General features: G+C 56.0%; 14 protein-coding genes. 8 read left to right on the forward strand and 6 right to left on the reverse strand.

The genetic code is table 11. The features are described from left to right. The first annotated feature begins 211 nt into the window (after nt 1–211). The 6 genes from O1723_RS20665 to ghrB all read left to right on the forward strand — a co-directional run bounded on the left by O1723_RS20665 (nt 212) and on the right by ghrB (nt 6246). Nucleotides 212–874 (forward strand): OmpA family lipoprotein, encoded by a 663-nt coding sequence (locus tag O1723_RS20665; RefSeq protein WP_008502762.1) that lies wholly within the window; start codon nt 212–214, stop codon nt 872–874. Between the two features lie 144 nt (nt 875–1018). Beyond that, a complete protein-coding gene (locus O1723_RS20670) occupies nt 1019–2035 on the forward strand; it encodes a LacI family DNA-binding transcriptional regulator (protein ID WP_023336574.1) in 1017 nt (338 codons plus the stop codon). A gap of 103 nt (nt 2036–2138) precedes the next feature. Then, nucleotides 2139–2888, forward strand: a complete 750-nt coding sequence (locus O1723_RS20675; RefSeq protein ID WP_032645129.1) for a sugar phosphate isomerase/epimerase family protein — start codon at nt 2139–2141, stop codon at nt 2886–2888. A 3-nt stretch (nt 2889–2891) separates the two neighbouring features. Continuing rightward, nucleotides 2892–3830 (forward strand): sugar kinase, encoded by a 939-nt coding sequence (locus tag O1723_RS20680; protein ID WP_023336572.1) that lies wholly within the window; start codon nt 2892–2894, stop codon nt 3828–3830. 134 nt (nt 3831–3964) lie between these two features. Beyond that, nucleotides 3965–5245: an MFS transporter gene (locus tag O1723_RS20685; protein WP_023331751.1), complete on the forward strand. Its 1281-nt coding sequence runs from the start codon at nt 3965–3967 to the stop codon at nt 5243–5245. A gap of 26 nt (nt 5246–5271) precedes the next feature. Beyond that, the gene (gene ghrB, locus O1723_RS20690; RefSeq protein WP_023336571.1) at nt 5272–6246 is read left to right on the forward strand and encodes a glyoxylate/hydroxypyruvate reductase GhrB; all 975 of its coding nucleotides are present in this window, start codon (nt 5272–5274) and stop codon (nt 6244–6246) included. 58 nt (nt 6247–6304) lie between these two features. On the opposite strand, the gene cspE is transcribed toward ghrB, so the two are convergent. After that, nucleotides 6305–6517: a transcription antiterminator/RNA stability regulator CspE gene (cspE, locus tag O1723_RS20695; RefSeq protein ID WP_003860775.1), complete on the reverse strand. Its 213-nt coding sequence runs from the start codon at nt 6515–6517 to the stop codon at nt 6305–6307. Nucleotides 6518–6764: 247 nt separating this feature from the next. Beyond that, nucleotides 6765–7475: a DUF3053 domain-containing protein gene (locus O1723_RS20700; protein ID WP_014882044.1), complete on the reverse strand. Its 711-nt coding sequence runs from the start codon at nt 7473–7475 to the stop codon at nt 6765–6767. Nucleotides 7476–7807: 332 nt separating this feature from the next. Here O1723_RS20700 and O1723_RS20705 point away from each other — a divergent pair, with 332 nt between their 5' ends. Beyond that, nucleotides 7808–8095 (forward strand): HTH-type transcriptional regulator, encoded by a 288-nt coding sequence (locus O1723_RS20705; RefSeq protein WP_014882043.1) that lies wholly within the window; start codon nt 7808–7810, stop codon nt 8093–8095. A 38-nt stretch (nt 8096–8133) separates the two neighbouring features. Here O1723_RS20705 and O1723_RS20710 read toward each other — a convergent pair whose 3' ends face one another. The 4 genes from O1723_RS20710 to O1723_RS20725 all read right to left on the reverse strand — a co-directional run bounded on the left by O1723_RS20710 (nt 8134) and on the right by O1723_RS20725 (nt 13650). Beyond that, on the reverse strand, nt 8134–9753 hold the full coding sequence (locus O1723_RS20710; protein WP_023336570.1) for an ABC-F family ATP-binding cassette domain-containing protein: 1620 nt from the start codon (nt 9751–9753) through the stop codon (nt 8134–8136). 440 nt (nt 9754–10193) lie between these two features. After that, nucleotides 10194–12263: a glycine--tRNA ligase subunit beta gene (glyS, locus tag O1723_RS20715; RefSeq protein WP_032666329.1), complete on the reverse strand. Its 2070-nt coding sequence runs from the start codon at nt 12261–12263 to the stop codon at nt 10194–10196. A gap of 9 nt (nt 12264–12272) precedes the next feature. Continuing rightward, on the reverse strand, nt 12273–13184 hold the full coding sequence (gene glyQ / locus O1723_RS20720) for a glycine--tRNA ligase subunit alpha (protein ID WP_003860141.1): 912 nt from the start codon (nt 13182–13184) through the stop codon (nt 12273–12275). Between the two features lie 160 nt (nt 13185–13344). After that, nucleotides 13345–13650, reverse strand: coding sequence for a YsaB family lipoprotein (locus O1723_RS20725; RefSeq protein WP_014882040.1), 306 nt, complete (start codon nt 13648–13650; stop codon nt 13345–13347). 182 nt (nt 13651–13832) lie between these two features. Between O1723_RS20725 and O1723_RS20730 the strand changes: the two genes are divergently transcribed. After that, the gene (locus O1723_RS20730) at nt 13833–14828 is read left to right on the forward strand and encodes an acyltransferase (protein WP_014882039.1); all 996 of its coding nucleotides are present in this window, start codon (nt 13833–13835) and stop codon (nt 14826–14828) included. Nucleotides 14829–14860: the final 32 nt, after the last annotated feature.

Below are 14860 nucleotides of genomic sequence, written 5' to 3' on the forward strand. Positions count from 1 at the left end.
GGCCCCCAGTGGGCGGCGGTCAGAATGGTTTTCGTTGAGGTGCTCAAGCGTGCGCTCCTGGTTGCGTGCAGGTTTTACGGCCTTCTTGCTGAGGCCGTTTATGGTTTGTCACAAATTTCAGAGTTATACCCGGAATTTTCTCCGTATCTGGACGTCATAATCAACTGCCACGCACGCCGTGGCAAAGAATAAAAAGGATTAAGGAAAGAAGATGAAAAAACGCGTACTCGTTATTGCCGCTCTGGTGAGCGGTGCACTGGCTGTTTCTGGCTGCACAACCAACCCTTACACCGGTGAGCGCGAAGCGGGTAAATCCGGCATCGGCGCAGGTATCGGCTCGCTGGTCGGCGCAGGCGTTGGAGCACTCTCCTCCTCCAAAAAAGACCGCGGTAAAGGCGCGCTGATTGGCGCAGCGGCGGGGGCAGCACTGGGCGGCGGCGTCGGTTATTACATGGATGTGCAGGAAGCAAAACTGCGTGACAAAATGAAGGGAACCGGCGTAAGCGTGACGCGCAGCGGCGATAACATCATTCTGAACATGCCGAACAACGTGACCTTTGATAGCAGCAGCGCAACGCTGAAACCAGCGGGTGCGAACACGCTGACCGGCGTGGCGATGGTGCTGAAAGAGTACAACAAGACCGCCGTGAACGTGATTGGCTACACCGACAGCACCGGCAGCCAGGATCTGAACATGCGTCTTTCTCAGCAGCGCGCCGATTCCGTGGCCAGTTCGCTGATTACCCAGGGTGTGGAAGCGAACCGTATCCGCACCAGCGGCATGGGCCCTGCCAACCCTATCGCCAGCAACAGCACGGCGGAAGGTAAAGCGCAGAACCGTCGCGTAGAGATTACGTTGAGTCCAATTCAGTAATCGCATTTCTCCCTCTCCCGTTGGAGAGGGTTGGGGTGAGGGCACCAGACCGCACCCCAGGTAAGCGCTGCGCCACCGGGCAAATTACTTGATTCGTCCGATTTTCCCGTTAAGGTATTCTCACTAAATTCAGGGAAATCAGCGATGAGCAAACCAGCCCGGGCCACCATCAGCGACGTGGCGAAAGCCGCCAGAACCGGTAAAACCAGCATTTCGCGCTACCTTAACGGCGAGAAACATCTATTGTCCGATGCATTGCTGGCGCGTATTGAACAGGCTATTGCCGATCTCGACTACCGCCCCAGCCTGATGGCCCGCGGGCTCAAACGTGGCCGCACCCGCCTTATCGGACTTATCATCGCGGATATCACTAACCCCTACTCTGTAAACGTGCTCAGCGGTATCGAAGCCGCCTGCCGCGAAAAAGGTTTTACGCCTCTGGTCTGTAATACCAACAATGAGGTCGACCAGGAGTTGCACTATCTCGATCTGCTGCGCAGCTACCAGGTGGAAGGGATTGTGGTCAACGCGGTGGGCATGCGTGAAGAGGGGCTGAACCGTCTGCAGCAATCCTCCCTGCCCATGGTCCTCATCGACCGTAAAATCCCGGAATTCGCCTGCGATGTGGTCGGGCTGGATAACACCCAGGCCGCCACGACCGCGACCGAGCATCTGATTGAACAAGGTTTCGAGGCGATTCTCTTTCTGAGCGAACCGCTGGGCATGGTAAATACCCGACGCGATCGGCTGGCTGCATTTCGTGCCACGCTGGCGCGTTATCCCGGCGTGATCGCCGAAAATGCCGAAACGCCGCTTCACGAAGCCGATCGGCTCGATAATACCCTTCGCCAGTTCCACACGCGCCATCGCGGGATGCGCAAAGCCGTTATCTCCGCCAACGGGGCACTGACCCTGCAGGTTGCCCGCTCGCTTAAGCGCATTGGCCTGCACTGGGGCAGCGATATCGGTCTGCTGGGGTTTGATGAACTGGAGTGGGCGGAGCTGGCTGGCGTCGGTATTACCACCCTCAAACAGCCCACCTGGCAGATTGGCTATGCTGCTGTAGAACAAGTGGTTCGTCGTATTGAAGGCACCAGTGAGGCCGTACGCGAGCAGGTCTTCTCCGGCGAGCTGATCGTCCGCGGCTCCACCGCACGCTAATTTCCCCTTGTGATAGCGATCATAAATTCAACATCCTTAGCTTTTCTTTGGAACCGGTTCCATCTAGCGTAATAGTATTGATATGTTGCGATGGAGTCCGAAGATGGGCAGGAAAATCATGGTGGTCACCGCCGCGTATGGCGCGGAGCAGGTGCGACAGGCGGGCGGTCAGCGGGCGATGCTTCCCGTTATTGCGGGTGCAGGCGCCGACGGCGTGGAGATCCGCCGCGAGCTGTTCAATAGCGAAGAATTACTGGCGCTGCCTGCGCTCGGTGAGTCCATTGAGCTTCTGGGCCTGCTGGCGTGTTACTCCGCACCTGCCGCCCTGTTTATGCCCGATGGCACCCTCAACCCGGACCTGCCGCGGTATCTCTCAGAAGCCAGCATCCTGAACGCGCTGTGGCTGAAGGTTTCCCTGGGCCATTTTAGCCACACGCAGCCTCTCGATGCCTTACGTACTCTGCTCAATACCAGCGGTATAGCGCTGGTTGTGGAAAACGATCAGACCGACTGCGGCCAGCTTGCACCGATGCAACGTTTTCAGGCCGCCTGTCGCGAAAGGGCGCTTCCCGTCACGTTGACCTTTGACATGGGCAACTGGCTGTGGGTCGGTGACTCCCCGGAAGAGGCCGCGCGTCATCTGGCGCCTGCCGTGAGCTATATCCACGTTAAAGCCGCCGTTCCGCATAAAGATAACTTCCGCGCCGTCGCGCCGGACGGTGCCGATTCCCGCTGGCTGGATCTGCTTGGCCAGCTGCCTGCCGATGCCCCGCGCGGTATCGAGTTCCCGCTGGAAGGGGCGGATTTAACCGCCGTTACCCGCCATTACGTCAACCTGCTGCGCGAGGAGTAAATCATGCACAAGACGCTGGATGTCATCACGATTGGCGAAGCCATGGCGATGTTTGTCGCCACCGAAACGGGCGAGCTGAGCGCGGTAGAGCACTTTATCAAACGCGTGGCGGGCGCAGAGCTGAACGTCGCAACCGGCCTGGCGCGTCTGGGCCTGAACGTCGGCTGGGTCAGCCGCGTGGGCGATGACAGCTTTGGCCACTTCGTTCTCGATTCGCTGAAAAAAGAGGGGATTGATGCCGCAGGCGTTACGCTCGACGGACGCTTCCCCACCGGCTTTCAGCTTAAGTCTAAAGTCGAAAATGGAACCGATCCCATCGTGGAGTATTTCCGCAAAGGGTCGGCCGCCAGCCATCTCTCCGTAGAAGATTACCACGCCGACTATTTTGCCTCCGCGCGCCATCTGCACCTGAGCGGCGTGGCGGCGGCGCTCTCTGCCAGCTCGTATACGCTGCTGGATCATGCGGCAACGAGCATGAAGTCGCAGGGCAAAACGATCTCTTTCGATCCAAATTTGCGCCCGGTGCTGTGGAAAAGCGAAGCGGAAATGATCGAGAAGCTTAACCGGCTAGCATTCAGGGCGGACTGGGTTCTGCCGGGCCTGAAAGAAGGGATGATCCTGACCGGCGAAAATACACTGGAAGGCATTGCTGACTTCTACCTGAATAAAGGGGTAAAAGCCGTGGTGCTGAAAACCGGCGCCGATGGCGCATGGTTTAAAACCGCCGAAGGCGAGCAAGGCGCGGTCGCGGCGGTGAAGGTCGAGAACGTCGTCGATACCGTCGGCGCGGGCGATGGCTTTGCCGTGGGCGTAATTAGCGCGCTGCTGGAAGGCAAACCGCTGCAGCAGGCGGTTGCACGAGGCAACAAGATTGGCTCACTGGCCATTCAGGTGCAGGGCGACAGCGAAGGATTACCGACACGAGCACAGCTCGGCATGTAAATTCCCCCTCACCCCGGCCCTCTCCCCAGAGGGGAGAGGGTTAGGGTGAGGGGAACAAACCGCACTCAACAAAACAAACCACCGTGTACCCTACAGACAACGGCGGTAACAACCTCAAAAACAGAGGCAAGCCTATGAACAGTTCGACCAATGCAGTAAAACGCTGGTGGTACATCATGCCAATCGTGTTTATCACGTACAGCCTGGCGTACCTTGATCGTGCCAACTTCAGTTTCGCATCCGCGGCGGGGATCACCGAAGACCTCGGGATCACTAAGGGCGTCTCATCCCTGTTGGGCGCCCTCTTCTTCCTGGGGTATTTCTTCTTCCAGATCCCCGGTGCTATTTACGCCGAACGCCGCAGCGTGCGTAAGCTGATCTTCATTTGTCTGATCCTGTGGGGCGCCTGTGCGTCACTTACCGGCGTGGTGAACAATATTCCTGCCCTGGCCGCCATTCGCTTTATCCTTGGCGTCGTTGAGGCGGCGGTCATGCCCGCGATGCTGATTTACATCAGCAACTGGTTTACCAAATCTGAACGCTCACGCGCGAATACTTTCCTGATCCTCGGTAACCCGGTCACCGTACTGTGGATGTCGGTGGTCTCCGGCTACCTGATCCAGTCCTTCGGCTGGCGCGAGATGTTCATCATCGAAGGGGTTCCGGCAGTGATTTGGGCATTCTGCTGGTGGGTGCTGGTGAAAGATAAACCTGCCCAGGCGAAATGGCTTTCCGAAGATGAAAAAGCGGCGCTCCAGGCGCAGCTGGATAAAGAGCAGCAGGGTCTGAAGGCGGTACGTAACTACGGTGAAGCCTTCCGCTCCCGTAACGTGATCCTGCTCTGCGCGCAGTATTTTACCTGGAGTATCGGCGTGTACGGTTTTGTGCTGTGGCTGCCGTCGATCATCCGCAGCGGCGGTGAGAATCTCGGCATGGTTGAAGTGGGCTGGCTCTCGTCCGTACCGTATCTGGCTGCGACCATCGCCATGATCGTCGCCTCCTGGGCGTCGGATAAGCTGCAAAACCGTAAGGTGTTCGTCTGGCCGCTGCTGCTGATTGCTGCTTTTGCCTTCATCGGCTCCTGGGCCGTGGGCGCGAATCACTTCTGGGCCTCTTATACCCTGTTGGTCATTGCCGGTGCCGCCATGTACGCCCCGTACGGTCCATTCTTTGCCATCATCCCGGAGATGCTGCCGCGTAACGTGGCGGGCGGTGCCATGGCATTAATTAACAGCATGGGCGCGCTGGGTTCGTTCTGCGGCTCCTGGTTTGTTGGTTACCTGAACGGAGCCACCGGCAGCCCATCCGCATCGTACATCTTTATGGGGGTGGCGCTTTTTGCCTCCGTGTGGCTTACTCTGATTGTTAAGCCTGCTAATAATCAACAGCACCCCGTCGGCGCACGCCACGCCTGAATCCTTAAAAATCAACGGAGATTAGCATGAAGCCGTCCGTCATTTTGTATAAAGCACTGCCGGAAGATCTGCAGAAACGCCTGGAAGAGCACTTCACCGTCACGCAGGTGAAAAACCTGAGTCCGGAGACCGTGGCACAGCATGCCGATGCGTTCGCCAGCGCCGAAGGCCTGCTGGGTTCAAGCGAGAAAGTGGACATCGCCCTGCTGGAGAAAATGCCGAAGCTTCGTGCTACTTCAACTGTTTCAGTAGGTTATGACAACTTCGACGTGGATGCCCTGAGCGCCCGCAAAATCCTGCTGATGCACACGCCGCATGCCCTGACGGAAACCGTGGCCGACACGCTGATGGCGCTGGTGCTCAGCACCGCCCGTCGCGTGGTTGAAGTGGCCGAGCGCGTTAAAGCAGGCGAATGGACAAAAAGCATTGGCCCGGACTGGTTCGGCGTGGATGTTCACGGAAAAACGCTGGGCATCGTGGGTATGGGACGTATCGGGCTGGCGCTGGCACAGCGCGCGCATTTTGGTTTCAACATGCCGATACTGTACAACGCGCGCCGTCACCACGGTGAAGCGGAAGAACGTTTTAACGCGCGTTACTGTGAGCTGGATACGCTGTTGCAGGAAGCCGATTTTGTCTGCCTGATCCTGCCGTTGACGGATGAAACACGTCACCTGATTGGCAAATCCGCATTTGAAAAAATGAAGAAATCCGCCATTTTCATCAACGCGGGTCGTGGCCCGGTGGTGGATGAGCAGGCGCTCATTGAAGCCCTGCAAAATGGCCAGATCCACGCCGCCGGTCTGGACGTGTTTGAGCAGGAGCCACTGCCGGTGGATTCTCCACTGCTGAAAATGCCAAACGTCGTCGCCCTGCCCCACATCGGCTCTGCCACGCACGAGACACGCTACAACATGGCGGCTACCGCAGTGGACAACCTGATTGCCGCGCTGAGTGGAAAAGTGGATAAAAACTGCGTTAACCCGCAGATCCAACAGTAGAAACGAAAAAACCCGCCAGAAGGCGGGTTTTTGAATTTTGTGCTACTGGGTTGGAAGCTTACAGGCTTACAACGTTACCAGCTGCTGGGCCTTTAGCGCCGCTTTCGATGGTGAAGGACACTTTCTGACCTTCGTCCAGAGATTTGTAGCCATCGTTCTGGATAGCAGAGAAGTGTACGAACACGTCTTTTGAGCCATCGTCAGGAGTGATGAAGCCGAAACCTTTATCAGCGTTGAACCATTTTACCAGACCAGTCATTTTAGCAGACATAGAATTACCTTAATTAACAAATATATTGTGCCTTCCGGCTTGATGGATTGCGTTACAGATTTTTAAGCGATGAAGGAAGGGTCACAACGAAGGGTATCTATGGATAACAATCTGGACTGCTTTACTAAACTGCTTTAGGTCTGTGTAACAAACCGACGGGAATAGTTATACCGATGTGGTAGAGGAATGACAAGCGTTATTTTCGCAATGCATAAAAAAACCCCGCCTGACGCGGGGTTTTTTCGGTTTATTCTGTGGCCGTGACGGCGGCACTCCAGGCCTGGCTAAAGGCCTGATGCTGGGAGGCCAGTGGCCCAATCAGCGTATTGTACTGACTTGCCTGCTGCGAAGTCGGGAACTGGATGCCGTTGGCAACAAAGCTCACCTGAGTGTCCTGCTGGGCGATAAAGTCACCCACCTGAACCAGCTGCTGCGTGAAAATTTGCGCGGCCGGAATCAGCGGTTGCAGTGCTTCAGACGGTTTGGTCACCACTTTCTCATACACTTTGTCAAAGACCGGTTTGAGATCGTCACCCTGCTTCAGCGCAGAACGTGACGCATCAGCCTGCATTTTCGCATTCTGTAGCTGCTGGCTTAGCACGCCGAGCGCACCGTTGGACTGGCGCAGCGGTTCACGCTGAGTCACATAATCCTGTGGAACGCGGATGGCGTTTACGCTATCCACGACCGGGCGGATACCGGAATCCATCGCCTGGCTCACCTGCTGTGAATACCCATAAAGAATGGCGTAATCGGACACAAAGGGACCAAACTGTTTTTTCTGATCCGCAGTCAGCGTCGGTAACCGCTCGCCGCTGCGCATCACTGTATTCTGCAGAAAATCGATAAACGCTTTGCGCTGATCGCCTTCTTTATCAAAACACCCACTCAGGCTAACAACCATCAACAACGCCGCAATAGGCGCAAACCAGCGAGAGCAGGACTTTCCTGTCGCCATTTTATTACTCCTTTCACCCAAAAAAGCGCACACCGGCACACGCGTGCCCGACGGCTTACAAGGATAGTCCAGGTCAGCCTTGCAAGATACTCTTTTCATGTAAAACGCCTATTGCCGATTTATTTCTTATCATTTACAAAAAAATACCTGACGGGCCCTCCTTATGGTTAATCAGGTAATTAGCATAACTATCCATATAGCTGAATCGGATAAAGCGATCGTTACCGCACGATTAATCACACCCGTGACGATCCTGGGTTTGTATTAGGGACTATTCTTAATTGGCTCTCTGATGTTCTTGATCACGATGTGAGATTTAAGAGGAGTTCTCAATGGAATATAAAGATCCTGAGTTTGAGCTGCTGAGCAGTCTGGAACAGATCATTTTTAAAGATGTACCGCAGACGATTACCCTGCAACAAAAAGCCAATCCCTTTACAGAATATGAGCAATTGCGCAAAGGGACAGGTCTGAAGACAGAAGAATTCGCCAGAGCGATGGGTGTCAGCGTAGCGATGGTGCTGGAGTGGGAGTCAAAACGTGAGAGACCCACGCCAACCGAGTTAAAGCTGATGCGCCTGATTCAGGCCAACCCTGCACTCAGCAAACAGATAGCGTAGTGACGTTTGAACGCCCCCGCCTTCGCGGGGGCTTGTGTTTAAAGACTTTCGCAACGCCAGCCCGCCTCTTCCCAGATCATCTCGTGCGACAACGTTAACCCTTTTAAAAAAGCGTCATCGTGTGACACCACCAGCACTGCTCCCGGAAAACCGGCCAATGCCGCTTCAATGGCCTGAACCGAGGCCAGATCCAGATGGTTGGTCGGTTCATCCAGCAACAGGAGCTGCGTGGCCTCAGCACGCCATAATACGCAGGCCAGTGCCGCCTTAAGACGCTCACCGCCGCTCAGTTCCGCCAGCGGGAGCGCGACTTTATCGGCCCCCAACTGAAGCTGTGCTAAACGGGTTCGTAATACCCCCTCTTCAAGGGGCGTATTGCCCAGGTTGAGGTGGGTCATGACCGACTGCGAGAGATCGAGCCGGGACAGATGTTGATCGAGATAAGCGCAGCTGACGGAAACGTTGCAGGTCCCTGAACGCGGGCTGATTTCGCCGAGAATCGCTTTTAACAGCGTCGACTTCCCGCAGCCGTTTGGTCCTTTTAACGCCACGCGCATCGGACCATCCATCCGCCAGTTGAGTGGGGGAACGGGCACATGCGGCAGCACCAGATTTTCCATCACCAGCACCTGTTTTCCTTCCGGAATCTGACTCCCCGGCAGGGTAAACATCACCGGGTTATCGTCTTCTACCCGCTCACGCGCCTTGTTTACGGCAGCGTTCAGGGCATCATTTTGCTCGTTATGCTGTTTTTTCCAGCTGCCAATACGTTCCTTTGCCGCGCCTTTATATTTGACGCGTTCGAACGATGCGATATTGAGGGTATCGACGGTGCGTAATGTTTTTGCCGACCGCCGCTGGCTGTCGTCATGCTCTCTCTGCATGCGCGCGCGGGTACGTTTGCGCGCCGTCGCCGCGTGCTCCAGCGCCGCACGGGCAGCCTGTTGCTCAGCATCGCGCTGGGTTTGATAATCCGCATAATTCCCGCCATAGCTGCGAAGACCAGCGCCACTCAGTTCAAGAATGCGCGGCACCTGCGCCAGCAGCTCACGGTCATGGGAGGCCACCAGTACACCGCCCTGATAACGGGCAAGCTGGTCGTAGAACCATGTCCGGCCTTGCCGGTCCAGGTGGTTAGTGGGTTCGTCCAGCAGCAGATAATCCGCTTGCGCCGTAAACGCCCCGCACAGCAACGCGCGGACACGCTCGCCACCGCTGAGTTCAGCGGCTGGCTTATCCGGATCAAACGGCGACAGTGTCGCCCGGGCAAACGCCTCGCTCAGGCGTTCTGCTAAATCCCAGAAGCCATCAAGCGTTTCCAGATCGTCAGGCTGATACTCTCCGCTGTCGACACGCGCTCGCGCCGCGAAGATTGCCTCGTACCCGAGCAATTCAGCCAGCGTCGTGTGTGGCAAAATATCCTGCTGCTGCGCCACATAAACCTGTGTTCCGGTTCGTTCGATATGCCCGTTTGCGGGTTCATCAAGCCCCGCCAGCAGGCGCAGCAGACGTGTTTTCCCACTGCCGTTGCGGCCCACCAGCGCGCACAGAGACGGTTCCAGAGAAAGGTTCAGCGGACCAAAAAGGGTATCCCCCGTCGCAAACTGACAGGTGACCTGATGCAAAATAAAAGAAGGGGACTGCGCAAAATGAGCCATAAGCACTCCTGAATGAAATCAAAACATCCCCTGCCGACGCGGTGGCGTTTAGCAAGGATCGAAATTCATCAGTCGTGTTTGTTCATTTTTGGGGGGCACTCCAGCGCGAGAAATTTAACGAGGGTAAGGATAACGGTAATGTGTTGAAGGTTTCAAGGTTAAATTTTGGGCGACTTATACTCCCTCAGCCCTTTGGGAAGGACTACTTTGCCGATACCCTGAAGGCGCCGCGCTTATCCGGCCTACAAAAGCCCCATAAAAAAACCCGCCGAAGCGGGTTTTCAAACTGCTGGCAAAGTGCATTTTGTCAGTTTCGCCCGGCGGCGCTACGCTTGCACGGGCCTACAATGAAACGTGCAACCCGTTACACAATGTAGGCCGGGTAAGCGTAGCGCCACCCGGCAAGAAAGACGGCTCACATGTTTATGACAGCGTGCACATTACTGCAGCAGCGAAATATCCGCCACGCGCAGGAACAGCTCGCGCAGTTTTTCGAGCATAGAGAGACGGTTGATACGCAGGTCTTTATCTTCTACGTTCACCATCACTTTCTCGAAGAAGGCGTCGATCACGTCACGCAGTTCCGCCAGCTCCACCAGCGCTTCCTGGTAGCGGCCTTCCGCGAAGTACGGTTCGAGCTTGTCGCGCAGCACCACAACCTGCATCGCCAGAGCAATCTCTTCCGGCTCTTTCAGGGTTGCGGCGTTCACGCGTTCGTTCAGCGTTTCGTCGGATTTCGCCAGAATGTTGGAGACACGCTTGTTAGCCGCAGCCAGCGCAGATGACGCTTCCAGCGTACGGAAGTGGGAAACCGCCTTCATACGCGCATCGAAATCAGCCGGACGGGTCGGACGACGCGCCAGCACCGCCTGAATGGTGTCAACGGTGTAACCTTCGTCCTGATACCAGGCGCGGAAACGACCGAGCATAAAGTCGATAACGTCGTCCACCACGTTCGCGTTGGTCAGCTTGTCGCCGTACAGACGCACCGCTTCTTCGGTCAGTGTCTGCAGATCCAGGTTCAGGTTCTTCTCAACGATGATGCGCAGCACGCCCAGCGCAGCACGACGCAGCGCAAACGGGTCTTTGTCCCCTTTTGGATGCTGGCCGATACCGAAGATACCCGCCAGGGTGTCCATCTTGTCGGCAATCGCCACGGCGCAGGCGACCGGGTTGGACGGCAGTTCGTCACCCGCAAAGCGCGGCTGATACTGCTCGTTCAGTGCCACAGCCACGTCTTCCGCTTCGCCATCGTGACGCGCGTAGTGCATGCCCATCACGCCCTGGGTGTCGGTAAATTCGAACACCATGTTGGTCATCAGGTCGCACTTGGAGAGCAGGCCCGCACGGGTCGCATGGTTGACGTCGGCACCAATTTCGCGGGCGATCCAGCCGGACAGCTCCGCAATGCGGTCGGTCTTGTCGCGCAGCGTACCCAACTGCTGCTGGAACAGCACGGTCTGCAGACGCGGCAGGTTATCTTCCAGACGTTTTTTGCGGTCGGTATTGAAGAAGAACTCGGCATCCGCCAGACGTGGACGCACCACTTTCTCGTTACCGGAGATAATCTGGATCGGATCTTTCGATTCGATGTTGGCGACGAAGATGAAGTTTGGCAGCAGCTTGCCGTCGTTGGCGTAGACCGGGAAGTACTTCTGGTCACCCTTCATGGTGTACACCAGCGCTTCTGCCGGAACGGCCAGGAATTTCTCTTCGAACTTCGCGGTCAGCACCACCGGCCATTCAACCAGAGAGGTCACTTCTTCCAGCAGGCTGTCGCTCAGATCGGCATTACCGCCAATCTTGCGCGCCGCCTCTTCCGCGTCCGCTTTGATTTTGGCTTTACGCTGTTCGTAGTCAGCAATGACCTTACCGCGCTCCAGCAGGATTTGCGGATACTGGTCGGCATTGTCGATGGTGAACTCCGGCTCACCCATAAAGCGGTGGCCGCGGATCACGCGATCGGACGCCACGCCCAGAATGGTGGCAGGAATAACGGTGTCGCCCAGCAGCAGGGTCACGGTATGCACCGGACGCACGAAGTGGACGTCAGACGCGCCCCAGCGCATCAGCTTAGGAATCGGCAATTTCGCCAGCGACGTGGCAATCATGTCCGGCAGCAGCGCTTCTGCGCTCTCGCCTTTCACATGCGCACGATACAGCAGCCACTCGCCTTTGTCGGTGGTCAGACGCTCGGCCTGGTCAACGGTGATGCCGCAACCGCGCGCCCAGCCTTCAGCCGCTTTGCTCGGCTTGCCTTCCGCGTCGAACGCCTGGGCAATAGCCGGGCCACGTTTTTCGACTTCACGATCCGGCTGAGACGCCGCCAGATTTGCCACTTTCAGCGCCAGACGACGCGGCGCAGCAAACCACTCAATTTTACCGTGCGCCAGGCCAGCGTTATCCAGCTCGGCAGTCACGTTCGCAGCAAAAGATTCAGCCAGGCTGCGCAGGGCTTTTGGTGGCAGCTCTTCGGTGCCGATTTCCACCAGGAAAGTTTTATCAGACATGGCCGCCTCTTATTTGTTTCGGTTGCACATCGGGAAGCCAAGGGCTTCACGGGACGCGTAGTAAGCTTCAGCAACGGCTTTGGTCAGGGTACGAATACGGAGAATGTAGCGCTGACGTTCAGTCACGGAGATGGCTTTGCGGGCGTCCAGCAGGTTGAAGCTGTGGGCGGCCTTCAGAATACGCTCGTAAGCAGGCAGCGGCAGCGGAGTCTCCAGCGCCAGCAGCTGCTGCGCTTCTTTCTCGTACTGCTCGAAGCAGGTGAACAGGAAGTCCACGTCCGCGTATTCGAAGTTATAGGTGGATTGCTCCACTTCGTTCTGATGGAACACGTCGCCGTAGGTGGTTTTACCCAGCGGGCCGTCGCTCCAGACCAGGTCGTAAACGCTGTCTACGCCCTGAATGTACATCGCCAGACGTTCCAGACCGTAGGTGATTTCACCCGTGATCGGCTTACATTCCAGACCGCCAACCTGCTGGAAGTAAGTGAACTGGGTCACTTCCATGCCGTTCAGCCACACTTCCCAACCCAGACCCCAGGCACCCAGCGTTGGGTTTTCCCAGTTATCTTCCACGAAACGGATATCGTGAATGGTTGGATCCATACCCAGCTCTTTCAGCGACCCGAGGTACAGTTCCTGAATATTGTCGGGCGATGGCTTAATCACCACCTGGAACTGATAGTAATGCTGCAGACGGTTCGGGTTCTCACCGTAACGACCATCGGTCGGACGACGGGAAGGCTGCACATACGCGGTCGCCATTGGCTCTGGTCCCAACGCGCGCAGGCTGGTCATCGGGTGTGAAGTGCCGGCGCCGACTTCCATGTCCAAAGGTTGAACAATGGTGCAGCCCTGACGAGCCCAGTAATCCTGTAAGGTCAGGATCAGGCCCTGGAAGGTCTTGGTATCAAACTTTTGCATAGTATTTCGTGCTGGATACGTGTGGTTTTAAATGGAAGGGACCAGTATACCCGCTGGCTGCAAGATATACAGTACGAAACGGGGTTGTTTAGGGAAAATTGGGAAATAAGCCTTCAGGCCAGAACGCGGGCAGCGTCTGGCTGTTGATTATGCGAGCAGGCTAGCGCATGGAGAGGTGTAAAAACTGGCCGTCTGCATCAAACGAGCAGACAAAGCCCTCTTTACGCGACGTATGGCCCCGCAGCTCATAGCTTCCCTGAAAGCGCTCAAATCCGGTGACATCAATCTTCTGAACGGCCGAGTTATAGCGGCGTGCAGCCTGATCTTTACAGATTGCCTCCATGTTCAGTGAACGTTCCGGGCTCATTTTGCCCTGCTGTGCTTTTTGCACAGGTGCTTCTTGTGGCGTACTGCAACCTGCCAGCATGAGCAGCAGAAAGAGTGACGCCACTCGCTTCATCATCATTTTTATTACCGTCTTGGTCAGTGGCTGTTATTTTTAGTATCAAAGCTTTTATAGATTAAGGTTCGCCATTCTGCGAATCTCGCGGTCTTCCGGCAAGCCTGCTGATAAAACTCAGAATTTTCCAAACGAAGACTTTTGGACAATGGCAGTCACACTCCATTTACAGGGAACACGAGGAACTGATGGCGTCAAAAATTAACTGGATTGATAACCTGCGAGGAATAGCGTGTCTGATGGTGGTCATGATCCACACGACGACCTGGTATGTCACGAATGCGCACAGCATCAGCTCTGTTAACTGGGACATTGCCAACATTCTCAACTCTGCGTCTCGCGTCAGCGTTCCGCTGTTTTTTATGATTTCCGGATTTCTCTTTTTTGGCGAACGTAGCGCGCAACCGAGGCACTTCACCCGCATCGCGGCCTGTCTGGGGTTTTACAGCGCCGTTGCCTTGCTCTATATCACCTTGTTCACCTCAATTAACGCCGGGGTATCACTCAAATATTTGCTGCAAAAACCAGTGTTCTATCACCTGTGGTTTTTCTTCGCCATTATCGTTATCTATCTCGTCTCTCCTCTTATTCAGGTGAAAAACGTCAGCGGGAAAATGCTGCTGGCCCTGATGGTGGTGATTGGCCTCATCGCCAACCCGAATACGGTCTCGCAGAAAATCGACGGATTTGAATGGTTGCCGGTCAATCTCTATATCAACGGCGATACCTTCTATTACGTGCTTTACGGCATGCTGGGGCGCGCCATCGGGATGATGGAGACGCAAAAACGTAGTCTGAACTGGCTTTGTGCGTCGCTGTTTATCGCAGGCGTGGCGGTGATATCGCGCGGGACGCTGCACGAATTGCAGTGGCGCGGTAATTTTGCCGATACCTGGTACCTGTATTGCGGACCGATGGTGTTTCTCTGTGCCGTCTCGCTGCTTACGCTCGTTAAAAACACGCTCAACGCGCGGCCACTCCCGGTACTGAGCGTGATTTCGCGGCACTCGCTCGGAATTTATGGTTTTCACGCGCTGGTGATCCACGCCCTGCGAACAAGAGGTGTGGAGCTAAAGAGCTGGCCGGTGCTGGATATCATCTGGATTTTTGCCGCCACGCTGGTCATCAGCCTGCTGCTGTCGATGCTGCTGCAAAGAATCGATACGCGCAGGTTTGTAAGTTAGCCAGATGGACGGGGAGTGGTAGGCCGGGTCAG

The organism is Enterobacter cloacae complex sp. HYC080_NIDB, from assembly GCF_056673325.1.